This is a genomic window from Pseudoduganella aquatica (assembly GCF_020865585.1).
Classification (GTDB): Bacteria; Pseudomonadota; Gammaproteobacteria; order Burkholderiales; family Burkholderiaceae_D; genus Rugamonas; species Rugamonas aquatica_A.
Genome location: NZ_CP086370.1, coordinates 1290738 through 1315053 on the forward strand (window position 1 = coordinate 1290738; position 24316 = coordinate 1315053).

Below are 24316 nucleotides of genomic sequence, written 5' to 3' on the forward strand. Positions count from 1 at the left end.
CATGGCAACAAAAAAAGAACAACTGGCGCACGAAGTCGCCAAAGCCGTTGGCGCGGGTAAGGTGATATCGATGGAAACTGTCGATTTCAACGATCCGAATCGCCCCAAGACCTGTCTGGAGGTGGACTTCCCGATCCTGCCGGTCAATCAGGTGGCGATCATTGAAGGCAATGCCGGCAAACCGATTTACCAGATGTCGAAATGGTGGGCGCGGCGGCGTTCTAGCGTGTTCCGCTCGATGCTGATTGCCGCGGCCACAAAAGCGCCAGAAGATAAATCGCATGCTGCCAAGCTTGTGTGGGAAAACTACTACGCCAACCACCAGAAAAAGGGCGCTTTCAAGCACTTGAAGGTGGCTGATATTTTCATGGGCGGCGGCACGACATTGGTGGAAGGCTCACGCTTAGGCATGCAGATGGTCGGCAACGACCTAAATCCGGTCGCTTGGTTCGTCGTCAAGCAGGAACTAGCCAATGTCGATCTGGATGAGGTAAAGCGCCTGCTCGCCGACATTGAAGCCGAGGTCAAGCCGCAGATCATGCCCTTCTACTACTGCGATGGCCCCAATGGTGAGAAAGGAAAGTGGACGCACCTGCCCAGCAAACAGGTCATGCGCGCCGATTTTGATCCGCTCAGTCTCACCGAAGAACAGCGGCGGGAGTACCGTTACGAAGGCCCAGAGATCATTTATACCTTCTGGGCCAAGCACGGTCCTTGTCAGGTGACAGGTTGCGGCCACCGCACGCCAATCATGACAAGCCCGGTGATGGCAGTGAAAACTATCAGTGTCAAACATTGGGAGCATACCTGCCGCAAGTGCGGTTCCGAGTTCCACATAGAGGAAAATGCCGCGCGCATGGCGCCCGACGTGCCACTTTATGTCGCACCGGGTGAGTATCCTCATTCGACACTTGACCACAAGCGCGGTGCGCTTTGCCCGCACTGCGGTCATGCGGAAATCGTTAAGCTGGGTAAGGGTAAAAACAAGAAGGTCGAACTGAGCTTGCTTGTGCATCCGCAGTGGCTAGCGGGCAGCGCCAAGCAGGACGTTGACGGCCAGCTCTTTGGTGGTTCGGCTCAAGACGATGCGATTTCCACCTCGCGTTGGAATAAGGAACGGGCAGCGAAAATTCGTTTGCTTGAGGTGCGGGGCGTGCTACCTGATGAAGTGACTTGCCCAGAAACGAAGATCACATTCAAGACTGACGATTCTGAGGGCTCTGTTCCTAAGCAAGGGCATTTCATTTGCCGTTCTTGCGGTACTGTTAAGGATCAACTGAGTAGTTTCAACGCTACGGGAAAAACAGGCCCTTCTGCGGGCTATGCGATTCAAGGCTACGCGCCCTTAAGTAGTGAAAGAGGTGATGCCTACAATGGCCGCTTCTTTGCACCATTCAATGTTCACGCTGCTCGACAATACGATGCTGCGTTGGCCGAATGGAATCGGCGTAAAGATGATGATTTACTTCCATATTGGCCTAAGGACAGTAAAATTCCTCGCGGTCATGAAGCACATCAGCGTCGTCCACTAGATCAGCATGGGTACATCTATTGGTCGGATTTTTTTAATCCGCGTCAGCTTTTCGTGCACGCGCTCTTGCTAAAGGCAATTACAACGCTCGGTGAGTACGACTGGGCTGTTCGTGAATACGTGCTCGGCGGGTTCCAGCAATATCTTCGAAACCAGAATATGTTTTGTTTTTGGAATCCACAGCGTGATACGCCGGAGCCTCATTTTTCCAATAACAATTATCATCCCAAGACAACGGCAATTGAGAACTGCGTATTTCCAAACTTAGGCCGTGGGAATTGGGCATCGTGTGTTGAAGGCATTGTTGAAGGTAAGGAATGGGCAAGACAACCTTGGGAACTTGTGAGCCTTCAGCAGCTCGCCCGTACCCACCCACAGATCGCGGAGAACTGCTCCGGAAAAAGTGAAAAGGCATGGCCTGGCGATCCCGTACAAGCAGGAGAGCTTTTCCAGGGTTCGTCCACAGAACTTTCTCTTGTTGAGGGAGGGTCGATCGATCTGGTCATTACCGATCCACCGTTTGGTGACTTAATCCAATATTCTGAACTAGCGGATTTCTTTTATGTTTGGCTTCGCTGTGCGCTCAAAGAGCAATATCCCACGATTTTTGGCGGTGAGTACACGCCAAAAACGCTTGAGGCTGTATCGAATAAATTTAGAGAACCTGAAAATCCGAACGGGTTTTATCAGCGGCTGTTGACAGCGTGTTGGCAGGAGGCGTATCGCGTCCTAAAACCCAGCGGCATTCTTGCCTTCACCTTTCACCACAGCGAAGACGAGCCGTGGGTGGCGGTTTTGGAATCATTGTTCGATGCTGGCTACTACCTTGAAGCTACATACCCCATCCGTTCGGATGAAACCAAGGGCGATGGTCAATTCGGTTCACAAAAGGTGGAATACGACATCATCCATGTCTGCCGCAAGCGAACTGAAGAGCCGACGCCTGTGAGCTGGGGCAGAATGCGCCGAGAAGTGATGGCCGACGTGCGTCAATTACAGGCGATGTTAGAAAACCACGCTAAGGAAGGCCTGCCTGCGGCAGACATTCAGGTGATCCGGCGTGGCAAGGCGCTGGAGTATTTCTCACGACATTACGGTAAGGTATATGTCGATGAGGGCCGCGCGATTTCCGTGCGAGATGCGTTGGTCGGTATCAATCAGTTAATCGATGATGATGCCGACAAAGGCAAGGAGCCGCCGCCAGTGAATGCCGAGCCAATGACGCGCCAATTTCTGCGCACTTTTGACGGCAAGGCCGAAATGGCCCGCGATCAGCTGCAAAAATTCCTCAAGGGCTCTATCACCACTCCGGATGAATTTGTACAACGCGGCTGGTGCGGTGAAAAGAGCAAGATTTTTACCGTGGTTGATCCGCTCGATTTTGCCCGCGATTGGCACGGAAAACACAAACGCAAGCTCACGTCTGATCTGGATCAGGCGCTGGTGCTGGTAGGAGCCTGCTACGACGGAAGCGGCATCAATGCCTCGGATACGCTCAAGAATGAAAACTTTAAACCTCATGTGGCCCTGAAACCGTTGCTGGAATGGTTGTCACGTCGCGCTGCCAACACGCCTGCGCGTAATGCTGCCTCACGGGCGGTGTCGATTTTCAATTCATGGTCCGCTACCCAATCTCCCAAGCCCGTTCAAGGATCGCTATTTGAGGAGTATTCAGAATGAAGCAGACCCGCGACACTGTATGGCAACGACGCGGCACCAGTTGGTTGTGGGATGCGGAAGCGCTGGCGCAAGTCGGCACGGCCAGCGAAGTATGGAGTTTGCGCCAATTCGTGCAGGCAGTCGGTCATTGGCCGGAAGACCTGCCGAGCAATAATAGCAACACCTTAATTGTTGCGGGGCTTGATGGGTGCCTGGATTTGCTCGCACCATCAGACGCCGAGAACTGGTTGGCTTCTGCGATGAAGGACTCCATTCTGTCCTTTCAGGAGTTTTACGACGGCCAAGCTGCTCTGATCTTCTGGCTGCCCTCGGGGGCAGGTCGCATCACCTCCAACCCGGCAACCGATGCCGTGAGCTGGCGTTGTGCTCACCCCAATGCCAACGAACACATCGACTTTGGCCGCGTGTTATGGGGAGAAGCCCACGAGTACCCGCAAGAGATTTTACTCGGCGAGAGCGGCAAATATGCGGGCTTGTTTCACTTGCGAATTACATAGGAGGCCTGATGAAATCCACTCACCCCAAAGTGCGCTTGAAGGCGATGACGGCGGGCTATAAGGAAATCTTGGACGGCCCCACCTTCATGAGTAAAATCGACAGCGCGGCCATTTGCTCTGCCTGTCGGCATTTCGCCGCCTGGCTGGTTCGGGGCGAAGCACTGACGCAGGAGATTTGATGTTGGAGGATATCGGCATCGGCTTTGCTCCGGGCGAGCGAATTACCCATCACGAGTACGGTCAAGGCGTCGTTCTGGATGCCGCGCACGACGGTTATTTGCGAGCGTTCTTTGGTGTCGGCGAAAGGCGCGTGCCACTGTCTTCGATTCGTCGTGAGCTTTCACGCACCGAGCGCATTTTGCGCTCGGTAGATGGCAGTGCAGAACAGGCCCGCAGGGCGTGGCTCTCTTACGAGGCATACGCGCTACCGATCATGGAAAGTGCCTCGGCACTGACCTCGGCCAAGATCGACTTGTTGCCACACCAGGTAGTACTGACTCATCGAATTGCTACGGCTTCGCCGCGACGCTATCTCATCGCTGATGAGGTAGGGCTTGGTAAAACCATTGAAACCGCGCTGATTTTGCGCGAGCTAGCCAGCCGGGGCGAACTGACACGGGCGTTGATGGTGGTACCTGCGGGCCTTGTGAACAACTGGCACCGCGAACTGAATGAAGTATTCAATCTCGATTTCGAAGTGTTTGGCTCTGAAGGCGATATTACCGACCGCAAGACTAATGCCTTCGCCAAGCATGACCGGTTGATCGCCAGCATCGATACATTGAAGCGCCCTGCGCGTATCAAACGTTTGCTAGATGCGCCGCGCTGGGATCTGGTGGTGTTTGACGAGGCGCATCATCTCACGGCCTACCGGACGGGCGGCAAGGTGAGAAAGACTGAAAATTACAAGCTGGCAGAGGCCCTGAAGGATCATTCGCGTGACCTAATGCTCTTGTCTGCCACTCCGCACCAGGGTAACCATTTCCAATTCTGGATGCTGGCGCAACTGCTGAACCCGACATTGTTCGGCAGTCCCGAGGAAATGCTGGAACACAGGCATCGCCTAAACACGGTGATGTTCCGTCGCACTAAGGCCGATGCCTGTCAGCCGGACGGCTCACCATTGTTTGCGCGTCGCTGGGTACATACCGAATCTTTCTTGATGGGACAAGAAGAACGGCTGTTCTATGAAAAGCTGCGCGAGTACCTGGAGGATGGTTTTGACCTCGCGCGTCGCCAAGGTGGCCAAGGGCGTGCGCTTGGTTTCTTGATGGCGATCTTCCAGAAAATAGCCGCATCGAGTTTCGCGGCTGTACGCCGAACGCTGAAGCGCCGGTTACTGATGTTGACGCTGCATGAGGCATTTTTGCGGGACAAAGACTTGGACATCGAAGGCCGCGAACGCCTGACCGATGAGGCTCGTGAACTGATTCACGAGGAGTTCAACCTCACACGTGACGGCATCGGACGCAGTGAGGTTGACCGGGTACTTGCAGACCTCAAATACCGCTTGGTCAAGAGGCTGGATGAAGAAGCGCTAGAGCTAGCATCCGATCCTTATGGTAGCGAGTATTCAGCGACGCACGCTGAGGAAGCTGCATCGGCGGTTGTTGAGTTACATTTGCCAGAGGAGCGGCTGCGCATCGGCGATCTACTTAAGGTGTTTCCGCAACAACGCGAAACGAAAGCGCAGAAGCTGTTGGATGGCCTTGGGATACTGTGGCGACAAAACTCGAACGAAAAAATCGTAATATTTGCCACTTATCTCGGCACTGTAGATTTAATCTCTCGTGAGATCGAACGTACTTTCCCCGGCCAAGGCGTGGTTGTTTTGCGTGGTGGCGATCATGGCGCTAAGCTGGCGGCAGAGCGGAAATTCCGCCTGAAGGACGGACCGCGCGTTCTGGTTTGTACGGCGGCTGGACGCGAAGGCTTAAACCTGCAATTCGCACGCATACTGTTCAATTTCGATTTGCCTTGGAACCCGATGGACGTGGAGCAGCGCATCGGCCGTATCCATCGTTATGGACAAAATCACACGGCACAAGTTTACAACCTTGTGCTGTCTGACACTATCGAAGGGCGTATTTTCCTGATGCTTGACGAGAAACTGACGGAAATTGCTAGGACTGTCGGCAAGGTCGATGACCAAGGAAATGTGGCTGAAGACTTACGTGCGCAGATTCTTGGTCAGCTGTCTGAGCGACTTAATTATGACCGTCTATATCAGGAAGCGTTGTCCGATCCTGAACTAAAGCGCACAAAGGTAGAATTGGAAGCGGCACTGTCGAATTCCCGCGAAGCACGGCAGGTGGTTTTTGACCTGTTCCAAGATCTCGAGGGTTTCAGTCTCGATGATTACAAGCCATTCTCTGATGTGTCGTCGAGCCTGGAGCGTTTGGCGCGTTTTCTTTCGGCAGCAGTCGTGAGTCGTCAGCAGCGACTGGTTAAGATTGACGTTGATACTTACGACCTTGTGACTGTCGATGGTGCACGTCGGGCGCGCTTTACCTTGAGCCGCGATACGGCTACGAGCGACGATAGCGTGGAACTGATGGGGTTGGATCATCCTCTGATACAGGAAGAGCTTGGCCGCTGGCGCAGTGTGTCGCCCGATGAACTGGGGATTGCCGTTGTCGGTGACGTCGACGAACCTGTTCTATTGTCGTTTTGGGTGGTGGAGACATCTGCAGGAAATGGTGAACGCCGAGTGGTGGTACAGTCGATTGCGGTTAAGCAAGATGGCACCCGTGTGCCCGCAGTGGAACGACACGGTGAACGCTATCTGGAGGCCCCGACAGCAGCGCCGAGATTTTCACCGGATCAACGACTTGCCCTATTTGCACGTGCTGTTGAGCCAACGCTACAGCGTGAGCTCAAGCACAAGGGCGCGGCGAATGGTGATGGCAGCTACTCAGCAGAATTGATAGGGTATGTCGAGATCGTTGGTTCGGGAGGGGGCTAATGCCCGCGCCCCTTCAATCGTAAGACAGGGTCAACGCGCTAGTTCGATTACTCGTTCGGCTCCTTGATGCGCGTTGGTCACAGCGAACCATTGGAGATTAACTGCATCTGCTTCGTGCTCAATCTCTAGCCGATTGGCCTTAAGAACATCACGCTGCCTTGTACCCAACGTAGCGTCATCATCGCGAGGAACTGCAGCGATTAAGGCTGCAGAACTTATGCCGGAAATCTCTCGTGCACGTTGAAGTTCAAAGATTCGCGCTCGCGCATCTCGCATGCTTGCGCCTTGGCGTACTGGATGGAGGACTGTGAAATGCAAAATGGTCTTCGGCGAGCAAAAACCGAACTTGACGATTATTCCGCCGTGAATCAACTCAGCCCCGCGCCCAAATCCCGACAATAGTTCGGGATGGACTTTAATGACCTCTTGTTTGACTTCAGAGCCAAATCGACGATTTACTTCCTCTTGCTGAGGAGAGTCTGCCTCATCAGGTTCGTCGAGCTTATCAAGATTACCCAGACTGCTATAGAGTAAGCAAGCCGTTTGAAGCAGGTCAGTGACTGTCCTGGCTTCAGTGGTGCGAACAGGGCCAGGATGAATTCCAGAAATTGGTGCGGAAAGCGCCTCAAGCGATTGAGATGCCGTTGCTGCGACCTCAAAAATGTTTAGGGAGTGTTCGATAAGGCGTCTCAGTCCCGGTGCAGCTTTTCCGAAAAGACAGTCAAGCACATCATTTCTGATAGTCCGGACTGCTTTGTATTGGTGCTCGAAACCATGTAATACGCCGACCATGATTCTCTCGCCTGTACCGGCAACAGGCTCCCAGTACAGTGCACGCCATGGCCACATGCTGAATTTGGAGAGGGATTGCTCGTTATGCTCGGTCATGGCCAGTCAATAAATCTACGGGGCGAGGGAAACGGGCAACCAGACGGTTCCCGAGCGAATTGAGCCTTGCAATTACGATTGATGCTACACCTGTTGCTGGTATTGAACTTGACGTTAGTGCCACCTCTGTCGAATTTGGCGCATCTCTTTCCAAGAGAAGGCCTTGCGCGACGGCACTTCGTTGCAGGCGCTCATCGTAGCCTACTGCGACAGCCATGGCACACAGCTTATTAACGTCAGTCATATGCGCCCCTTGGCCGAGTGAGAGAGCATGATCTATCCAAATTTCGGCACTACCGTCCCACAGGATGTTCCCGAGATTTCTGTCGCGATTGTCGATCGCTTCGTCGCATGCTGCGGCTAGAGGGGTAGTTGGCAGGCCACACGCTAATGTCGCTGCGATCCGTGTGGCAGCCTCGCGTGCCGGGCCGTGTGGGAGACAATCTAAGGCGAGCGATTGCTTGAGATTAGGGTAGCCGACATCGGCGCTAGCGAAGGCCAGCGTGGTTCCCTCTTCGATCAAGAAGGGTGGGGGAACTGGAAGCCCCCATTTGCTTAACAAAATAGCAGAGAATGCCTCAGCCATAATTTGTCCAGCCGGGCCTCTCTTGATGATGGCTGAGCGCTTTGTGCCGTCTGGAAGGGTAAGTACGCAGCGCAGCGCACCTGACATTCCGTCACCAGCCGGGGTTTCGCTTCCGCTAACGATCGTGGCAATTTGAATTTCCATCTGATGTTCCGCTTGAGCTGCACGGCTGAGAACCCCTGCGCGCACTGTTGGCAGGCCGACAATGTATCAGTGTACGTAGTGGGCTGAGCATTGTCCAGTAGTAAGCTTCTGGCGGGTATCGTGTCCCAACCTGAAATGGACCGGACACGAGGACTTCCTGTTCCGGAAACAAAAACGCCGATCTGCATGGATCGGCGTTTCGTCAGGTATGTTCTTGGTGGCCCGGGGCGGAATCGAACCACCGACACAAGGATTTTCAATCCTCTGCTCTACCAACTGAGCTACCAGGCCAAGGTGCAGAACTATAGCAGATCATTTTCTACATGCAAGGGGCTTTTTGGATCGGCATGGCTTTCTTTGACTTGAGGGCAAATATTTTTTGAGGTTTCTGGGGTTTTTCTCAACAAAGGGTGAGCGCATAGTGTGAGCCATCAACCTGAAAGGAAAACCTCATGTCTCACACCACCATCCCCGCCATCGGCCTCGGCACCTTCCGCCTGCAAGGCCAGATCGTTATCGACTCGGTACGCAACGGCCTGGCAGCGGGCTACCGCCATATCGATACGGCGCAAATCTACGGCAACGAAGCGGAAGTGGGCCAGGCCATGGCCGAGAGCGGCGTGCCGCGCGGCGAGATTTTCGTCACCACCAAGGTCTGGATCGACAGCCTGGAGGCCGGCAAGCTCATCCCCAGCCTGAAGGAAAGCCTGCGCAAGCTGCGCCTGCAACAGCTGGATCTGGCGCTGATCCATTGGCCGTCGCCGGGCGATGCGGTGCCGGTGGCTGAATATATGGGGGCGCTGGCCGAAGCCAAGGAGCAGGGGCTGGCCCGGCAGATCGGCGTGTCCAACTTCACCGTCGCGCATTTGCGGCAGGCTGTGGACGCGGTCGGCGCGGCGCAGATCGCCACGCAGCAGATTGAAATCCATCCCTTCCTGCAGAACCGCAAGGTGGTGGAGTACGCGCGCAGCCAGGGCATCCACCTGACCGCCTACATGCCGCTGGCCTACGGCAAGGTGATGCAGGAGCCGCTTATCGTGGACATCGCGCGCCGCCACAACGCCACGCCGGCGCAGGTGGCGCTGGCCTGGTCGCTGCAGCAGGGCTTTGCGGTGATCCCGTCGTCCACCAGCCCCGCCAATTTGAAGAGCAACCTGGCCGCGCGCGGACTGGTGCTGACTGCCGAGGATATGGCCGCCATCGCCACGCTGGACCGCAACGAGCGCATCGCCAATCCGGACGGCATTGCGCCGCAGTGGGATTAATCATGGACTCCGCACTGGATAAGCTGAAGCAGGGCGGTTTCAGCGTAGGGCTGGAACTGCCGCTGGATAACGACTGGACCATGGCGGGGCAGGCGGCGAATCGGGCCTCCGCGCGCGTGCCGGGCGAGCCGGACATGCGGCGCCACGCGGAACTGGCGAAGCTGGCCGACCGGCTGGGCTACCGTGCCCTGTGGGTGCGCGACGTGCCGCTGTACGATCCGTCCTTTGGCGACGCGGCGCAGGTGTTCGAGGCCTTTACTTATCTCGGCTACCTGGCCGGCGTGACGCAGGAGATCTTGCTGGGCACGGCGGCCGTGGTGCTGCCGCTGCGCGAGCCGGTGCTGACCCTGAAGTCGGCCGCCAGCGTGGACCAGCTGAGCGGCGGACGCTTGCTGCTGGGCGTGGCCAGCGGGGACCGGCCGGTGGAGTATCCGGTCTTCGGCCGCGACTTCGATACGCGTGGCGCGGCCTTCCGCGAGCAGGTGGCCATGGTGCACGACTGGGGCGCTGCGGCGCTGCCGCCCGGCGTGGCGCTGCTGCCGCGTCCCGCGCAGATGCGGGTGCCGCTGCTGGTGGCCGGGCTGGCGCAGCAGACGCCGGACTGGGTGGGCGCGCACATGGACGGCTGCCTGGCTTATCCCGGCATGCCGCACGACCACCAGCGCCGCGCGGCAGCCTGGCGCGCGGTGGCGGGGCCGGACAAGCCTTACATCAGCTTCTTCCACCTGGACCTGGCGGAAGACCCGGACGCGCCGATGCGCTACCACCGCTTTGGCGGCCGTGTGGGCCGCAAGGGGCTGCTGCTGGAACTGGAGGCGCTGCAGGCGGCCGGGGTGCAGCATATGGGTCTGCATTTGCGCCAGAACCAGCGCCCCGTGGCCGAGGCGATGCAGGAAATCGCCGAGTTTGTGCTGCCGCGCTTCCACGGTCCCGCCCAGCCGCTGGCGGCGTAGGGCGGCGGCGCCCGCGCAGAGGCCGCCGCCGCTATAATGGCCGGATGAATAGCCCAACTTCCTCCTCCTTGCAGCGCGTTGTTGAAAGCGATATTTGCCTCGTTGGCAACGGCGCCATCGCCAAGACGGCGGCGCTCGGATTCGCCCAGGCCGGGCAAAGCGTCACCTTGCTGTGCCCTCCGTCGTCCCCATCCCCGTCCCAGCCGGCCGTGCAGGCCAGCTGGGACGTGCGCGTTTATGCGCTGAACCACACCGCGAACAATCTGCTGTCGTCGCTGAAGGTATGGGGCGCGCTGGATGCCGAGCGCGTGGCGCCGGTGGACGCCATGCTGGTCAACGGCGACGGCGGCCAGCCCGGCGGCCTGGCGTTCGACTCCTACGGCGCCCACACCGGCACGCTGGCCTGGATCGTCGAGGACCGCAATCTGAACCAGGCGCTGGATGCGGCGCTGCGCTTCGCCAGCAACGTCACCACCGTCAGCGGCCGTGCCATCGGCCTGCTGCGCGGCGCGGACGACATCAGCGTGCGGCTGGAGGATGGCTCGGCCATCCGCGCCGAGCTGGTGGTGGGCGCCGACGGCGCCGAGTCCTGGGTGCGCGGCCAGTGCGACATCGGCATGGACTACCGCTCTTACGGCCAGCACGCCATCGTGGCCAATTTCCATTGCGAGCGGCCGCACCACGGCGCGGCGCAGCAGTGGTTCACCGGCGCGGACGGCATCGTGGCGCTGCTGCCGCTGCCGGGCAACCTGGTGTCGCTGGTGTGGTCCGCGCCGGAGGCGCTGGCCGACCGCTTGCGCGAGGAATCGGCGCAGCAACTGGCGGACCGGCTCGCGGTGTACGCGCAGGAGAAGCTGGGCAAGCTCACTCCGGTGCAGCCGGAAGTGGTGCGCGGCTTCCCGTTGCGGCTGATGCGCCCGCACGCCATGGTGGCGCAGCGCGTGGCGCTGGTGGGCGACGCGGCGCACGTGGTGCATCCTTTGGCCGGCCACGGCATGAACCTGGGCTTTGCGGACGTGGAGCAGCTGGTGCGCGCGGTGAATGCGCGCGAGCCGCACCGCAGCATGGGCGACGAACGCGTGCTGGCGCGCTACGCCCGCGCGCGCAAGGAGGAGGTGATGCTGATGCAGCTGGCCACCGATGGCCTGGACCGTTTGTTCGGCGCCGATCTGGAGCCTTTGCGCGTTGTGCGCAATTTGGGATTAAACTTGCTGGACAAATTGCCGGGCTTGAAGCGCCGGCTGATTTCCCACGCGCTTGGTAAGCAATGAATAAGCAGTAGCAGTACCTTCCGGAGCCCCTATGAAATTCAGCAAGACCGCAGTATTGTTCGCATCCGCCATGATGGCGTCCTGTGTCGGCGCAGAGACGTCCACCGAAGCGACCATCAAGAAAGCCATCGAGCCGCGCCTCGGCGCCAACGTCAAGGTCGATTCCGTCAAAGAGACGCCATACGCAGGCCTTTATGAAGTGCGCATCGGCGATGAAATCCGCTACACCGATAAAACCGGCAGCTACCTGATCGTCGGCCACGTTTTCAACCTGAAGACCTCCGAAGACCTGACCCAGGCCCGCATCGACGACATCAACAAGATCAAGTTCTCCGACCTGCCGCTGGAAATGGCGCTGAAAACCGTGAAGGGCAACGGCAAGCGCGTAATGGCCGTGTTTGAAGACCCGAACTGCGGCTACTGCAAGCGCTTCCGCCAGCAGGCGCTGAAGGACGTGGACAACGTCACCATCTACACCTTCATGTACAACATCCTGGCGGAGGATTCCTTCGTCAAGTCCAAGAACATCTGGTGCTCGGCCGACCGCAACAAGGCCTGGGACGACTGGATGGTTTCCGGCAAGGCCGCTCCGGCCGCGCCGGCCGGCTGCACCACGCCGAACGAGCAGGTGCTGGCCCTGGGCCAGAAGCTGCGCATCAACGGCACCCCCAACATCTTCTTTGCCGACGGCAGCCGCGTACCTGGCGCCATCGATATCAAGACGCTGGAATCCAAGTTGTCCTCTATTAAACAGTAAGGAGCCGCAGATGATTACATTGAATGTGAATGGCAAGGACGTGCAGGTTGATGCGGATCCATCCACGCCGGTGCTGTGGGCGCTGCGCGACAACCTGAATATGACGGGCACCAAGTTCGGCTGCGGCATGGCGCTGTGCGGCGCCTGCACCATCCATATCGACGGCAACCCAACCCGCGCCTGCATCACGCCGATTTCGGCGGTGGCAGGCCAGAAGATCACCACCATCGAGGCGATGGAGGGCGACAAGGTTGGCAAGGCGGTGCAGGACGCATGGGTCAAGCACGACGTGCCGCAATGCGGCTACTGTCAAAGCGGCCAGGTGATGAGCGCCACGGCGCTGCTGCGCACCAACAAGGCGCCGAGCGATGCGGACATTGATAGCGCCATGGCGGGCAATATCTGCCGCTGCGGCACCTATCAGCGCATCCGCGCCGCCATCAAAGACGCAGCTAAAACCATCGCCTGAGGAGAACACCATGCGCAAAGAATGGTTGAATCAAGGTACCGCACTGGGTGATGTGGGCGCAGCGGTGGCTGGCGGCCAGGGCGGCGTATCGCGCCGCTCCTTCATGAAGGCAAGCGCAGTGGCGGGCAGCGGCCTGGTGCTGGGTTTCTTCGTCAGCGGCGGCAACAAGATGGCGCGCGCGGCGGAAGCGGCGGCGCCGGCCAAGGTCTATGAACCGAACGCCTTCCTGCGCATTGCGCCGGACAACACCGTCACGGTGCAGGTGAACCGCCTGGAGTTCGGCCAGGGCGTGCAGACGTCGCTGCCCATGCTGATCGCCGAGGAGCTGGACGTGGACTGGGCGCAGATGCGCGGCGAACTGGCCGACGCGGGCGAGCAGTACAAGGACCCGGCGTTCGGCATCCAGATGACCGGCGGCTCCGGCACCATCGCCCACTCCTTCATCCAGTACCGCGAAATCGGCGCCAAGGCGCGCGCCATGCTGGTGGCGGCTGCCGCGGCCGAGTGGAAGGTGAGCCCGGACCAGGTGCGCACCGCGAAAGGCATGCTGATCGGCCCCAACGGCCAGCAGGCCAAGTACGGCGCCTTCGCCGACGCGGCCATGAAGCAGCCCATGCCCGCCACCGTCAAGCTGAAAGATCCGAAAGACTTCGTCATCATCGGCCATCCGGTGAAGCGCCTGGACGCGCAAGCCAAATCCACCGGCAAGCAACAGTTCGGCATGGACTTCAAGCCTGAAGGCACCAAGGTTGCCGTGGTGGCCCGCCCGCCGGTGTTCGGCGCCAAGGTGGCCAAGCTGGACGCCAGCAAAGCCAAGGCTATCCCCGGCGTGATCGACGTGCTGGAAGTGGCAACCGACCGTGGCGGACGCGGCGTGGCCGTGATCGCCACCGGCTACTGGCCGGCCAAGCAGGGCCGCGAGGCGCTGGTGCTGGAATGGGATACCAGCGCGGTTGAAAAAGTCAGCACCGCCAAGCAGATGGCCGAGTTCAAGGCGCTGGCGCAGAAGCCAGGCCTGCCGGTGAAGAAGGCGGACATGGCCCCGCTGGCCAAGGCCGCAAAGAAGATTACCGCCGTCTACGAGTTCCCTTACCTGGCGCACGCGCCCATGGAACCGCTGAACTGCGTGATCGACCTGAAGGCGGACGGCTGCGAAGTGTGGGCCGGTTCGCAATTCCAGACCCTGGACCAGATGGCCATTGCCCGAACCGCAGGCCTGAAGCCGGAGCAAGTCAAGCTGCACACCATGATGGCCGGCGGAGGTTTCGGCCGCCGCGCGGTGCCAACCTCGGACTACCTGGTGGAAGCGGCCAATGTGGCGCTGGCCTACAAGGCGGCCGGCAAGTCCGGTCCCCTGAAAATCATCTGGAGCCGCGAGGATGACATTCGAGGCGGTTACTACCGTCCGTCGCATGTGCACCGTGCGGAGCTGGGCTTCGACGCCAAGGGCAAGCTGCTGGCGTGGAACCACAGCATCGTGGGCCAGTCCATCATCACCGGTTCGCCGTTCGAGCCGATGATGGTGAAGGACGGCGTGGACGCCACCATGATCGAAGGCATGGGCGAGCCGTATGAGCTGCCGATGAATTTGTCCGTGCACAACGCCAAGGCCAATGTGCCGGTGCTGTGGTGGCGTTCGGTGGGCTCGACCCACACCGCCTTCGTGATGGAAACGCTGATCGACGAAGCCGCGCACGCCGCGAAAATGGACCCGGTGGCCTACCGCAAGCAAGTGATCGACGCCAAGCACGCGCGCCATCACGCCGCGCTGGACCTGGCAGTCGCCAAATCCGGCTACGGCAAGAAGGCGCTGCCCAAGGGCCAGGCCTGGGGCGTGGCGGTCCATGAGTCGTTCGGCACCGTGGTTGCTTACGTGGTGACCGCGTCGGTGAAGGGCGGCGTGCCGCATCTGCACACCGTCACCGCCGGCATCCATTGCAACACGGCCGTCAATCCGATGACCATCGAGGCGCAGGTGCAGGGAGCGGTGCTGATGGCAATTGGCACGACGCTGCCCGGCGCCGCCATCACGCTCAAGGACGGCGTGGTGGAGCAGCAGAACTTCGGCGACTACGTGGTGGCGCGCATGCCGGACATGCCGCTGGTGGACGTGCACATCGTTCCATCGACGGAACCGCCGACCGGCATGGGCGAGCCTGGCTTCCCGCCGCTGGCGCCGGCCTACGCCAACGCCATCTTCAAGCTCACCGGCAAGCGCCTGCGCAAGCTGCCGTTCGACCTGGCCAAGACGGCCAAGGCCTGACCTGGCTGGCGCCGCGCCGCGCAGCGTGAGCGTCACCGGCATCCTGCTGGCGGCCGGAAGGGGGACTCGTTTTGATCCTTCCGGCCAGCGCAACAAGCTGCTGCAATGCCCGGAGGGCCAGCAGGCCTCCGTCGTTGCGGCCAGCGCGCGCCATATGCTGGCGGTGCTGCCGCGCGTGGTGGCCGTGCTGCGGCCCGGCGCGGATGCCGAGACCCTGTCGGCGCAGCTGCTGGCGCTGGGCTGCGAAGTCACTATCTGCCCACAAGCCGATACCGGCATGGCCGCTTCGCTGGCCCATGCGCTGACGTATGCGGGCAAAGATGCACAGGGCTTCATCATTGCCCTCGGGGATATGCCCCATGTGCAGCCATCTACAATACAATCACTGAAAACCGCACTGGAACAGGGCGCCGGTATTGCCGCGCCCATGTACCGGGGGCGGCGCGGCAACCCGGTTGGGTTCAGCCGCCATTACCTGCCACAGCTGCTGGCGCTGGAAGGCGACCAGGGCGCACGCGGCATTTTGAAGCATGCTCCGGTGACGGAGCTGGAAGTGGACGACAGCGGCATCCTGCAAGACGTCGACACGCCTGCAGACCTGCATCCCAAGGACAAAGTATGAAGAAGAACAACATATCGAAGAAACCAGGCGTCAGCTACGCCATCGTAGGCAAAGACCTGGCCGCCCACATGTTTGAAGTCACGCTGACGGTGGACCAGCCGGCGCCCGAAGGCCAACTGCTGGCGCTGCCCGCCTGGATTCCAGGCAGCTATATGATCCGCGAGTTTTCGCGCAACATCGTGCGCATCCGCGCCGAGTCGGACGGCGCCGAGGTCAAGCTGTCCAAGGTGGACAAGCACACCTGGCAAGCCGCGCCGGTGGCGGGCCAGCTCACCGTAGTCTACGAAGTCTACGCTTGGGACCTGTCGGTGCGCGCCGCCCATATGGACCAGAGCCACGCCTTCTTCAACGGCACCAGCGTATTCCTGCGCGTGGCGGGCCAGGAGGACGAGCAGCATGTGGTCGATATCCAGCGTCCGGCCGACCCGGCCGCCAAAACCTGGCGCGTGGCCACCTCGCTGCCTGAACTGAAGGCCAAGCGCTACGGCTTCGGCACTTACGCCGCCGCCAATTATGATGAGCTGATCGACCACCCGGTGGAGCTGGGCGACTTCGCACTGGCCACCTTCAAGGCGCACGGCGTGCCGCACGACGTGGTGATCACCGGCCGCGTGCCCAACCTGGACATGGCGCGCCTGTGCGCCGACCTGAAAGCCATCTGCGAAACGCAAATCGCGTTCTTCGAGCCGAAAACCAAGCGCGCGCCGATGGACCGCTACGTCTTCATGACCATGGCGGTGGGCGACGGCTACGGTGGCCTGGAGCACCGCGCCTCCACCGCGCTGATCTGCGCCCGCGCCGACCTGCCCACCGCCGCCACGCCGAAAGGCGCGGACATCAGCGAGGGTTACCTGAAATTCCTGGGCCTGTGCAGCCACGAGTACTTCCACACCTGGAACGTCAAGCGCATCAAGCCGTCCGCTTTTGCGCCGTATGACCTGAACACGGAAAACTACACGCCGCTGCTTTGGCTGTTCGAAGGCGGCACCAGCTACTACGACGACCTGATGCTGGTACGCGCCGGCATTATCGGTGAGCCGGCCTACTACAAGCTGCTGGGTAAAACCGTGGGCGGCGTGCTGCGCGGCGCGGGCCGCCTGAAGCAGAGCGTGGCCGATTCCAGCTTCGACGCCTGGGGAAAATACTATCGCCAGGACGAAAACGCGGCCAACGCCATCGTCAGCTACTACACCAAGGGTTCGCTGGTATGCATGACGCTGGACCTGGCCATCCGCAGCAAGACCGCAGGCAAGAAGTCGCTGGACGACGTGATGCAGGCGCTGTGGCAGCGCTACGGCCGCGATTTCTACAAGGGCGCGGGACGCGGCGTGAGCCCGGCCGAAGTGGAGGCGCTGTGCGACGAAGTGGCGGGCGCCAGGCTGAAATCCTTCTTCGACAAATACGTGCGCGGCACGGAAGACCTGCCGCTGGCGAAAATACTGGCGCCGTTCGGCGTGAAGTACAGCGACGAGCGCAAGCCGGCCAAGCCCAGCCTGGATGCAAACCTGGGCCGCGACGGCGCGGACGCCAAGCTGTCCGCCGTCCACGAAGGCGGCGCGGCGCATGCGGCGGGACTGTCGGCGGGCGACCTGCTGGTGGCGGTCGACGGCCTTCGCGTCGTTCCCGGCAATCTGGATACGCTGCTGTCACGCTACGCGGTGGGCGACAGCGTTGAAGTGCTCGCCTTCCGCCGCGACGAGCTGCGCAGCTTCCGCGTCAAGCTGCAAGGCGACCGCGTACCCAACGTGACGCTGGCGCTGGCTCCCGAGGCTGCGGGCAAGAAGGCATCCGGCCTGCTGCGGCCGAGCGCGAGCCGCTGATGACGCCCGGGCCTGCGCTGCTCTTCCAACTGGATCTGCGGACCCTGTTGCTGATGTCGGTCGCCATGAGCGGCGGCATGAGCATGGTCATGTACTCGCTGCACCGCAGCTTCCGGGGAGAAGTGCGCGGCCTGAACCGCTGGTCGCTGGGACTGCTGTGCGTGGTTGCCGGGGGCGTGTCGTTTGCGCTGAATGGCCAGTTGCCGGGCGTCTGGCCGGGCAAGGCGGCGCTGCTGGCAGCGAACGCCTTCCTGTTCTGGGGCGTGGGCCTGTCCATGCTGGGCACGCAGGAATTCTTTGGGCGGCGGCCCAGCTGGGGCCTGTTCCACGGCATCTGGCTGGTGGGCATGCTGCTGACCGCCTGGTGGATGCTGGTCCAGCCCCACCTGGGCGCGCGCATTGCCGCGTTCTCGCTGGCGGCTTTCATTTTTTATTCCGTCCAGAGCTGGCTGGCGTGGCGCGAGGGCGTGCGCCATTTCTCCTACTGCTTCTTTGCGGTGCTGGTGACGGCGCAGGCGCTGACCGTGCTGGCGCGCATGTTCACCGCGCTGACGGTGGACGCAGTGACCGAGGACGTACTGGTCAATGGCGCGCTGGTCAACGTGTTCATGGCGCTGGCCAGTTTCATGACGCTGATGCTGGCGGTGGCCTTCCTGATGATGGCCATGCGGCGCCTGCAGGGCATCCTGGAGGAGCGCTCCACGCACGATCCGCTGACCGGGGTGCTGAACCGGCGCGGTTTCGACATCTTCTATAACAAGCAGCGCGTGCAGCTAGGGCGCGACGGCCGGCCGCTGTCGCTGATGAGCATAGACTTGGATCACTTCAAGGCCATCAACGACCGCTACGGCCACGTGGTGGGCGACCGGGTGCTGGTGCAGATTGCGAACATCATCAGCCAGGCGCTGCGCGAGAGCGACTATGTGGCGCGCTTTGGCGGCGAGGAGTTCGTGGTGCTGCTGCCGGACGCGGAAGTGCCGCGCGCGATGATGGTGGCCGAGCGTATCCGCGAGGCGCTGCGGACCGGCTGGGACGACCAGCTGCCGCCGTGCACGGTGAGCATAGGCATAGGCACGCATCTCTCGCGCGAAGAAACGCTGGACGGCCTGATGGACCGCACCGATGCGGCGCTGTACCGCGCCAAGGAAAACGGCCGGGACAGGGTGGAGTTGGCGGCGGCGCCGTGATGGCGGGTTACGCGCGGCGCGCTAACCCGCCCTACGCGGGCACATAGACAATCACCGGTGATGCGGGCACATATACGATCACCGGTTACGCGGGCACATATGCGATCGCCGGTGATGCGGGCACATATACGATCGCCGGTTATACGGGCACATACGTCTCGTAGGGCGGGTTAGGCGCAGCCGTAACCCGCCATTACTGCACCGGCGCCAGGGTCCGGATCTGAAACCGGTACTCCTTGTTGAACAAAAACGTCTCCGAAATATCAAACGTCTTGTGATGCCCTGCCATCAGCTTGCCCGGCTTGGGGAAGGGGGCGGCGGCGCGCATGGCCGCCAGCGCCAGGTTGCTGGCCTTCTGGTCGCGCGAGCGCGCCACGCGCAGGTTCACAATATCACCCTCGCGCCCTATCTTTGCTTCCACCACCACGATGGACGTGAGCAGCGGCGGCAGCGTTCCGCTGAACGCGCCATCCGGCGTGGCCGCCAGGATCTTCGCGGCCAATGCGCGCTTGTAATCGTCCACGCTGTGCATGGCAGGAGGCAGGGGCGGCACCGGCACTTGCTCGGTGGGCAGCGGCGTGCGTGGAATCTCGGCCGGCCTGGACTGCGCGTCGCGCCGGGGCGGCTCCTTGCCGCAGGAGGCCAGCATGGCGGCAAACACGGAAACCAGCAGCACGGCCGCAAGGCGCTGCATGGCGGTGTGCTGCTGTTTGCCCATGGCGGGCCTCCGGATACGGTTTAGCTGAACAGGCGGCGCAGTTCCGCGCCGGGATCCGGTGCGCGCATGAAGGCTTCGCCCACCAGGAAACTGTGGACGTTCGCGTCGCGCATGCGGCGCACGTCGTCTCCATTCAGGATGCCAGATTCGGTGATAACCAGGCGCTCGGAAGGAATGCGGTCCAGCAGGTTCAGCGTGGTGTCCAGCGAGGTTTCAAAGGTGCGCAGATTGCGGTTGTTGATGCCGATCAGATTGCTTTTCAGCTTCAGCGCTGCGCTCAGCTCCTCGCCGTCGTGCGACTCGATCAGCACGTCCATGCCCAGCCCGTGCGCGCAAGCTTCCATTTCCGCCATCAGGCCGTGGTCCAGCGCGGACACGATCAGCAGGATGCAGTCCGCGCCCATCGTGCGCGCTTCATAGATCTGGTACATATCGACCATGAAGTCCTTGCGCAGCACCGGGATGGCGCAGGCGGCGCGCGCCTGTTTCAGGTAGTCGTCGGCGCCCTGGAAGTACTGCACGTCGGTCAGTACGGACAGGCAGGCCGCGCCGTGCGATGCGTAGCTTTGCGCGATGGCGGCAGGGTTGAAGTCGGCGCGCAGCACGCCTTTCGATGGCGACGCTTTTTTCACCTCCGCGATCACGGCCGCGTTGCCGTCGGCGATCTGCTTGCGCAGGCTGGCTTCAAAGCCGCGCAGGCCGGCGCGCAGTTCGGCGTCGCCTTCCGCTTCGGCGCGCACGCTTTCCAGGCTGCGGTGCTTTTTGGCGGCTGCCACTTCATCGGCCTTGGTGGCCAGGATTTTGTTCAGGATGTTGGACATGGTCGTGCTTTCAGTGTTGTTCGGACAGCGCCAGGCGCGCACCGAGTGCCAGGAACAGGCCGCCCGTAATGCGGTTCAGCCAGAGTGCCACCAGCGGTTTGACTTTCAGGCGTGCGCTGGCGAAGGCGGCGAAGACAGCCAGCCCGTTACACCACAACATGCTGTTGAAGTTGAAGATGCAGCCCAGGATCAGGAAGGCCAGCGCCTTGCTGGACGAGTCGGCTGAGATGAATTGCGGCACAAAGGCCAGGAAGAAGAGGGCCACTTTCGGATTCAGCACATTGCTCAAAAAGCCTTGGGCGAAGATGCGGCGGTAGCTGGTTGCAGCAAGGCTGGGGTCTGACCCGGCGGGTCTGACCCCGGCTTCCGCCTCCGGCTTCAGCTTGGCCCGCAGCATGCCGATGCCGACATACGCGATATACGCCGCGCCCACCCACTTCACCGCATTGAACGCCATGGCGGAAGTGGACAGCAGCGCAGACAGGCCGACGGCGGCGGCGGTGACATGCACCATGGTGCCAGCACCGATGCCCAGCGCGGCGGCGCAGCCCGCGCGCCAGCCCTGGGTGGCGCTGCGCGCCATGATGAGCAGGGTATCCGGCCCCGGCATCATATTGAGCAGCAGGCCGGAAACGACGAACAGCGCCAGGTCATGGATGCCGAACATGCCGTTCTCCTTAGTTGGCGGCGCCGAGCTGCTGCGTCACCGAGATGAACTGTTCCACCTTGGCCAGCGCGGCGCCGGAGGTGATGGCCGTGCGCGCTTTGGCCAGGCCGTCCTCGATGGAGGAGGCTACGCCGGCCGCATACAGCGCCGTGCCCGCGTTCAGCGCCACGATGTCGTAGGCCGGTCCCGGTTCGCCGCGCAGCGCTTCCAGCATCTTGGCTTTCGATTCGGTGGCGTCGGCCACTTTCAGGTTGCGGCTGGCGATCATCTGCATGCCGAAATCTTCCGGATGGATTTCATACTCGCGGATTTCGCCGTTCACCAGCTCGCCCACCATGGTGGCCGCGCCCAGCGACACTTCATCCATATTGTCTTTGCCGTACACCACCACCGCATGCTGCGCGCCCAGGCGCTGCAGCACGCGCACCTGGATGCCCACCAGATCCTGGTGGAACACGCCCATCAGGATATTCGGCGCGCCGGCCGGATTGGTGAGCGGCCCCAGGATGTTGAAGATGGAGCGCACGCCCAGTTCGCGCCGCACCGGCGCCACGTGCTTCATGGCGGCGTGGTGGTTGGGCGCGAACATGAAGCCGATGCCGGTCTGCGCGATGGATTGCGCAATCTGCTCCGGCTTCAGGTTGATGTTGGCGCCCAGCGATTCGATCACGTCGGCCGAGCCGGACGAGGACGACACGCTGCGTCCGCCGTGCTTGGCCACGCGCGCGCCGGCCGCCGCCGCCACGAACATGGCGGTGGAGGAGATGTTGAAGGTGTGCGCGCCGTCGCCGCCGGTGCCGACGATGTCGAGCAGGTTGGTGGTGTCGGCCATCGGCACTTTGGTGGAGAACTCGCGCATCACCTGCGCGGCGGCGGCGATTTCGCCTATGGTTTCTTTCTTCACGCGCAGGCCCATGGTCAGGGCCGCGACCATGACGGGCGACATTTCGCCGGACATGATCTGGCGGAACAGGTGCAGCATTTCGTCGTGGAAGATCTCGCGGTGCTCGATGCAGCGCAGCAGCGCTTCTTGATGGGTGATCTGGTGCGTGTTCTTAGGCGTAGGCATGGCAATTCCTATTCGGTTCGTATTGAGCTCGGGACGGATTTTGGGCGTGGGCGCGGTGGCGCCGCCGGAAAATCAGCGTTCCAGGAAGTTCTTCAGCAGCGCGTGGCCGTGTTCCGACAGGATGGACTCGGGGTGGAACTGCACGCCCTCGATGTCGTATTCCTTGTGGCGCACGCCCATGATCTCGCCGTCGTCGGTCCACGCCGTCACTTCCAGGCAGGAAGGCAGCGAGGCGCGTTCGATCGCCAGCGAGTGGTAGCGGATCACGGTGAAAGGACTGGGCAGGTCTTTGAACACGCCCACGCCGGTATGCGCGATTGCGGAAGTTTTGCCATGCATGACTTGCTTGGCGCGGATCACCTTGCCGCCGAAGGCCTCGCCTATGGCCTGGTGGCCAAGGCAGACGCCCAGAATAGGTTTTTTGCCGGCGAAGTGCTTGAGCACCTCGACCGAAATGCCGGCCTGCGCCGGCGCTTTCGGGCCGGGCGAAATGCAGATGCGGTCCGGGTTCATCGCCTCGATGTCGGCGATGGTGATTTCGTCGTTGCGGAAAGTGCGCACGTCCTCGCCCAGCTCGCCGAAGTACTGCACGATGTTGTAGGTAAAGGAGTCGTAATTGTCGATCATCAGCAGCATCTCAGAACTCCCCATCCAGGCCATCTTGCACTTGTTCGGCGGCGCGCAGCACGGCGCGCGCCTTGTTTTCAGTTTCCTGCCATTCCATTTCCGGTATCGAGTCGGCCACGATGCCGGCTGCGGCCTGCACGTACAGCATGCCGTCCTTGATCACGCCGGTGCGGATGGCGATCGCCACGTCCATTTCGCCGCCGAAGGACAGGTAGCCGCAGGCGCCGCCGTAGATGCCGCGCTTGGAAATTTCCAGCTCGTCGATCACTTCCATGGCACGCACTTTCGGCGCGCCCGTCAGGGTGCCGGCTGGGAATGTGGCGCGCAGCACGTCCAGGTTGGACATGCCGTCTTTCAGCCTGCCCTCCACGTTGGAGACGATGTGCTGCACATGCGAGTACTTCTCGATCACCATGCGGTCGGTGACCTTGACGGTGCCGATGTTGGAGATGCGGCCCAGGTCATTGCGCGCCAGGTCGATCAGCATCACGTGTTCGGCGATTTCCTTCGGGTCGGCCAGCAGTTCGGCCGCCAGTTCGGCGTCGCGCTCCGGCGTGCCGCCGCGCGGGCGGGTGCCGGCGATGGGGCGCAGCGTGACTTTCTTCTGGCCGTCGGCCGCCGTCTCGTTGCGCACCAGGATCTCGGGCGAAGCGCCGACGATCTGCATGTCGCCGAAATTGTAGAAGTACATATACGGCGACGGGTTCAGCGAACGCAGCGCGCGGTACAGGGTCAGCGGCGAATCCACATAGGGCTTGCGCAGGCGCTGGCCGATCTGCACCTGCATCAGGTCGCCCGCCATCACGTATTCGTGGGCCTTGGCCACCGCCTTCAGGTAGTCTGCCTTGTCGAAGTCGCGGATGGTTTCGGTGCGCACCGAGGCGGACGTCACCGGCGCGTCCACGCCGCGGCGCAGCAGGCCGCGCAGGTCTTTCAGGCGCTGGCGCGCTTTGGAATAGGCTTCCGGCTGGCTGGTGTCGGCGTAGACGATCAGGTACAGCTTGCCGGAGATGTTGTCGATCACGGCCAGCTCTTCGGTCACCATCAGCTGGATGTCCGGCAGGTTCAGGTCGTCTTTCGGCGCGCCGCCGGCCAGCTTCTTCTCGATGTGGCGCACGGTGTCGTAGCCGAAGTAGCCGGCCAGGCCGCCGCAGAAGCGCGGCATGCCGGGGCGCAGCGCCACCTTGAAGCGGGACTGGTACTGCTCGATGAAGTCGAGCGGATTGCCTTCGTGGGTCTCGATCACCGTGCCGTTCTTGACGATCTCGGTCAGCGTGCCGTGCGTGCGCAGCAGCGTGGTCGCGGGCAGGCCGATGAAGGAATAGCGTCCGAAGCGCTCGCCGCCCACCACCGATTCAAGCAGGAAGGTGTTCTTGCCGTGGTTCTGGGTCTGGGCCAGTTTCAGGTAGAGCGTGAGCGGGGTTTCGAGATCGGCGAAGGCTTCCGCGATCAGGGGAATACGGTTGTAGCCTTGCGTGGCCAGCGATTTGAATTCGAGTTCGGTCATGTTCTCTCC

Annotated in this window: 21 protein-coding genes and 1 tRNA gene; 13 read left to right on the top strand and 9 right to left on the bottom strand. The window is 61.3% G+C overall.

The window, feature by feature from the left end; genetic code table 11:
• The first annotated feature begins 1 nt into the window (after position 1).
• Genes KT882_RS05645 through KT882_RS05660 form a run of 4 tightly spaced genes read left to right on the top strand, consistent with a single transcriptional unit; the run spans position 2 to position 6673 of the window.
• The gene (locus KT882_RS05645) at positions 2-3211 is read left to right on the top strand and encodes a DUF1156 domain-containing protein (protein WP_228894843.1); all 3210 of its coding nucleotides are present in this window, start codon (positions 2-4) and stop codon (positions 3209-3211) included.
• The gene (locus tag KT882_RS05650) at positions 3208-3708 is read left to right on the top strand and encodes a hypothetical protein (RefSeq protein WP_228894847.1); all 501 of its coding nucleotides are present in this window, start codon (positions 3208-3210) and stop codon (positions 3706-3708) included. The genes KT882_RS05645 and KT882_RS05650 overlap by 4 nt, the downstream gene beginning before the upstream one ends.
• Positions 3709-3716: 8 nt before the next feature.
• Positions 3717-3887 (top strand): DUF4276 family protein, encoded by a 171-nt coding sequence (locus KT882_RS05655; RefSeq protein ID WP_228894850.1) that lies wholly within the window; start codon positions 3717-3719, stop codon positions 3885-3887.
• Positions 3887-6673: a DEAD/DEAH box helicase gene (locus KT882_RS05660; protein ID WP_228894858.1), complete on the top strand. Its 2787-nt coding sequence runs from the start codon at positions 3887-3889 to the stop codon at positions 6671-6673. Before KT882_RS05655 ends, KT882_RS05660 begins: the two co-directional genes overlap by 1 nt.
• 30 nt (positions 6674-6703) lie before the next feature.
• Here the strand turns inward: KT882_RS05660 and KT882_RS05665 are convergent, their stop codons facing one another.
• The 3 genes from KT882_RS05665 to KT882_RS05675 all read right to left on the bottom strand — a co-directional run bounded on the left by KT882_RS05665 (position 6704) and on the right by KT882_RS05675 (position 8582).
• On the bottom strand, positions 6704-7561 hold the full coding sequence (locus KT882_RS05665) for a hypothetical protein (RefSeq protein ID WP_228894859.1): 858 nt from the start codon (positions 7559-7561) through the stop codon (positions 6704-6706).
• Positions 7548-8291, bottom strand: a complete 744-nt coding sequence (locus KT882_RS05670; protein ID WP_228894861.1) for a hypothetical protein — start codon at positions 8289-8291, stop codon at positions 7548-7550. Before KT882_RS05670 ends, KT882_RS05665 begins: the two co-directional genes overlap by 14 nt.
• Before the next feature lie 215 nt (positions 8292-8506).
• Positions 8507-8582: transfer RNA gene (locus KT882_RS05675), tRNA-Phe, on the bottom strand.
• A 161-nt stretch (positions 8583-8743) separates the two neighbouring features.
• Here KT882_RS05675 and dkgB point away from each other — a divergent pair.
• Genes dkgB through KT882_RS05720 form a run of 9 tightly spaced genes read left to right on the top strand, consistent with a single transcriptional unit; the run spans position 8744 to position 18898 of the window.
• Positions 8744-9556 (top strand): 2,5-didehydrogluconate reductase DkgB, encoded by an 813-nt coding sequence (gene dkgB / locus KT882_RS05680; RefSeq protein ID WP_228894864.1) that lies wholly within the window; start codon positions 8744-8746, stop codon positions 9554-9556.
• A gap of 2 nt (positions 9557-9558) precedes the next feature.
• Entirely contained in the window at positions 9559-10509 is a 951-nt protein-coding gene (locus KT882_RS05685; protein WP_228894869.1) for a TIGR03571 family LLM class oxidoreductase, read from the top strand.
• 44 nt (positions 10510-10553) lie between these two features.
• Positions 10554-11780, top strand: a complete 1227-nt coding sequence (locus KT882_RS05690) for an FAD-dependent monooxygenase (protein WP_228894870.1) — start codon at positions 10554-10556, stop codon at positions 11778-11780.
• Between the two features lie 31 nt (positions 11781-11811).
• Entirely contained in the window at positions 11812-12537 is a 726-nt protein-coding gene (locus tag KT882_RS05695) for a DsbC family protein (RefSeq protein WP_161074128.1), read from the top strand.
• Between the two features lie 10 nt (positions 12538-12547).
• Positions 12548-13006: a (2Fe-2S)-binding protein gene (locus tag KT882_RS05700; protein WP_161074127.1), complete on the top strand. Its 459-nt coding sequence runs from the start codon at positions 12548-12550 to the stop codon at positions 13004-13006.
• A gap of 10 nt (positions 13007-13016) precedes the next feature.
• The gene (locus KT882_RS05705) at positions 13017-15269 is read left to right on the top strand and encodes a xanthine dehydrogenase family protein molybdopterin-binding subunit (protein ID WP_228894872.1); all 2253 of its coding nucleotides are present in this window, start codon (positions 13017-13019) and stop codon (positions 15267-15269) included.
• Positions 15270-15294: 25 nt separating this feature from the next.
• Complete coding sequence (locus tag KT882_RS05710; protein WP_228894876.1) at positions 15295-15891, top strand: nucleotidyltransferase family protein; 597 nt, start codon at positions 15295-15297, stop codon at positions 15889-15891.
• The gene (locus KT882_RS05715; RefSeq protein ID WP_228894890.1) at positions 15888-17711 is read left to right on the top strand and encodes a M61 family metallopeptidase; all 1824 of its coding nucleotides are present in this window, start codon (positions 15888-15890) and stop codon (positions 17709-17711) included. The genes KT882_RS05710 and KT882_RS05715 overlap by 4 nt, the downstream gene beginning before the upstream one ends.
• Positions 17711-18898, top strand: coding sequence for a GGDEF domain-containing protein (locus KT882_RS05720; protein WP_161074123.1), 1188 nt, complete (start codon positions 17711-17713; stop codon positions 18896-18898). Before KT882_RS05715 ends, KT882_RS05720 begins: the two co-directional genes overlap by 1 nt.
• A gap of 193 nt (positions 18899-19091) precedes the next feature.
• Here KT882_RS05720 and KT882_RS05725 read toward each other — a convergent pair whose 3' ends face one another.
• From KT882_RS05725 to trpE, 6 genes are all read right to left on the bottom strand, one after another.
• The gene (locus KT882_RS05725) at positions 19092-19616 is read right to left on the bottom strand and encodes a hypothetical protein (protein WP_161074122.1); all 525 of its coding nucleotides are present in this window, start codon (positions 19614-19616) and stop codon (positions 19092-19094) included.
• 20 nt (positions 19617-19636) lie between these two features.
• Positions 19637-20437 carry an indole-3-glycerol phosphate synthase TrpC gene (gene trpC / locus KT882_RS05730; protein ID WP_161074121.1) on the bottom strand — a complete coding sequence of 267 codons (801 nt, stop codon included), beginning with the start codon at positions 20435-20437 and terminating at the stop codon, positions 19637-19639.
• Between the two features lie 10 nt (positions 20438-20447).
• Positions 20448-21104, bottom strand: coding sequence for a LysE family translocator (locus KT882_RS05735; protein ID WP_161074120.1), 657 nt, complete (start codon positions 21102-21104; stop codon positions 20448-20450).
• A gap of 10 nt (positions 21105-21114) precedes the next feature.
• Positions 21115-22173, bottom strand: a complete 1059-nt coding sequence (gene trpD / locus KT882_RS05740) for an anthranilate phosphoribosyltransferase (protein ID WP_161074119.1) — start codon at positions 22171-22173, stop codon at positions 21115-21117.
• Positions 22174-22245: 72 nt separating this feature from the next.
• On the bottom strand, positions 22246-22809 hold the full coding sequence (locus tag KT882_RS05745) for an anthranilate synthase component II (RefSeq protein WP_161074118.1): 564 nt from the start codon (positions 22807-22809) through the stop codon (positions 22246-22248).
• Between the two features lies 1 nt (position 22810).
• Complete coding sequence (trpE, locus tag KT882_RS05750) at positions 22811-24307, bottom strand: anthranilate synthase component I (protein ID WP_161074117.1); 1497 nt, start codon at positions 24305-24307, stop codon at positions 22811-22813.
• Positions 24308-24316 lie beyond the last annotated feature (9 nt).

Excerpts from the sequence above, each read along its gene's own strand:
- KT882_RS05645 (WP_228894843.1), top strand. The coding sequence starts at position 2 with ATGGCAACAAAAAAAGAACAACTGGCGCACGAAGTCGCCAAAGCCGTT.
- KT882_RS05650 (WP_228894847.1), top strand. The coding sequence starts at position 3,208 with ATGAAGCAGACCCGCGACACTGTATGGCAACGACGCGGCACCAGTTGG.
- KT882_RS05655 (WP_228894850.1), top strand. The coding sequence starts at position 3,717 with ATGAAATCCACTCACCCCAAAGTGCGCTTGAAGGCGATGACGGCGGGC.
- KT882_RS05660 (WP_228894858.1), top strand. The coding sequence starts at position 3,887 with ATGTTGGAGGATATCGGCATCGGCTTTGCTCCGGGCGAGCGAATTACC.
- KT882_RS05665 (WP_228894859.1), bottom strand. The coding sequence starts at position 7,561 with ATGACCGAGCATAACGAGCAATCCCTCTCCAAATTCAGCATGTGGCCA.
- KT882_RS05670 (WP_228894861.1), bottom strand. The coding sequence starts at position 8,291 with ATGGAAATTCAAATTGCCACGATCGTTAGCGGAAGCGAAACCCCGGCT.
- dkgB (WP_228894864.1), top strand. The coding sequence starts at position 8,744 with ATGTCTCACACCACCATCCCCGCCATCGGCCTCGGCACCTTCCGCCTG.
- KT882_RS05685 (WP_228894869.1), top strand. The coding sequence starts at position 9,559 with ATGGACTCCGCACTGGATAAGCTGAAGCAGGGCGGTTTCAGCGTAGGG.
- KT882_RS05690 (WP_228894870.1), top strand. The coding sequence starts at position 10,554 with ATGAATAGCCCAACTTCCTCCTCCTTGCAGCGCGTTGTTGAAAGCGAT.
- KT882_RS05695 (WP_161074128.1), top strand. The coding sequence starts at position 11,812 with ATGAAATTCAGCAAGACCGCAGTATTGTTCGCATCCGCCATGATGGCG.
- KT882_RS05700 (WP_161074127.1), top strand. The coding sequence starts at position 12,548 with ATGATTACATTGAATGTGAATGGCAAGGACGTGCAGGTTGATGCGGAT.
- KT882_RS05705 (WP_228894872.1), top strand. The coding sequence starts at position 13,017 with ATGCGCAAAGAATGGTTGAATCAAGGTACCGCACTGGGTGATGTGGGC.
- KT882_RS05715 (WP_228894890.1), top strand. The coding sequence starts at position 15,888 with ATGAAGAAGAACAACATATCGAAGAAACCAGGCGTCAGCTACGCCATC.
- KT882_RS05720 (WP_161074123.1), top strand. The coding sequence starts at position 17,711 with ATGACGCCCGGGCCTGCGCTGCTCTTCCAACTGGATCTGCGGACCCTG.
- KT882_RS05725 (WP_161074122.1), bottom strand. The coding sequence starts at position 19,616 with ATGGGCAAACAGCAGCACACCGCCATGCAGCGCCTTGCGGCCGTGCTG.
- trpC (WP_161074121.1), bottom strand. The coding sequence starts at position 20,437 with ATGTCCAACATCCTGAACAAAATCCTGGCCACCAAGGCCGATGAAGTG.
- KT882_RS05735 (WP_161074120.1), bottom strand. The coding sequence starts at position 21,104 with ATGTTCGGCATCCATGACCTGGCGCTGTTCGTCGTTTCCGGCCTGCTG.
- trpD (WP_161074119.1), bottom strand. The coding sequence starts at position 22,173 with ATGCCTACGCCTAAGAACACGCACCAGATCACCCATCAAGAAGCGCTG.
- KT882_RS05745 (WP_161074118.1), bottom strand. The coding sequence starts at position 22,809 with ATGCTGCTGATGATCGACAATTACGACTCCTTTACCTACAACATCGTG.
- trpE (WP_161074117.1), bottom strand. The coding sequence starts at position 24,307 with ATGACCGAACTCGAATTCAAATCGCTGGCCACGCAAGGCTACAACCGT.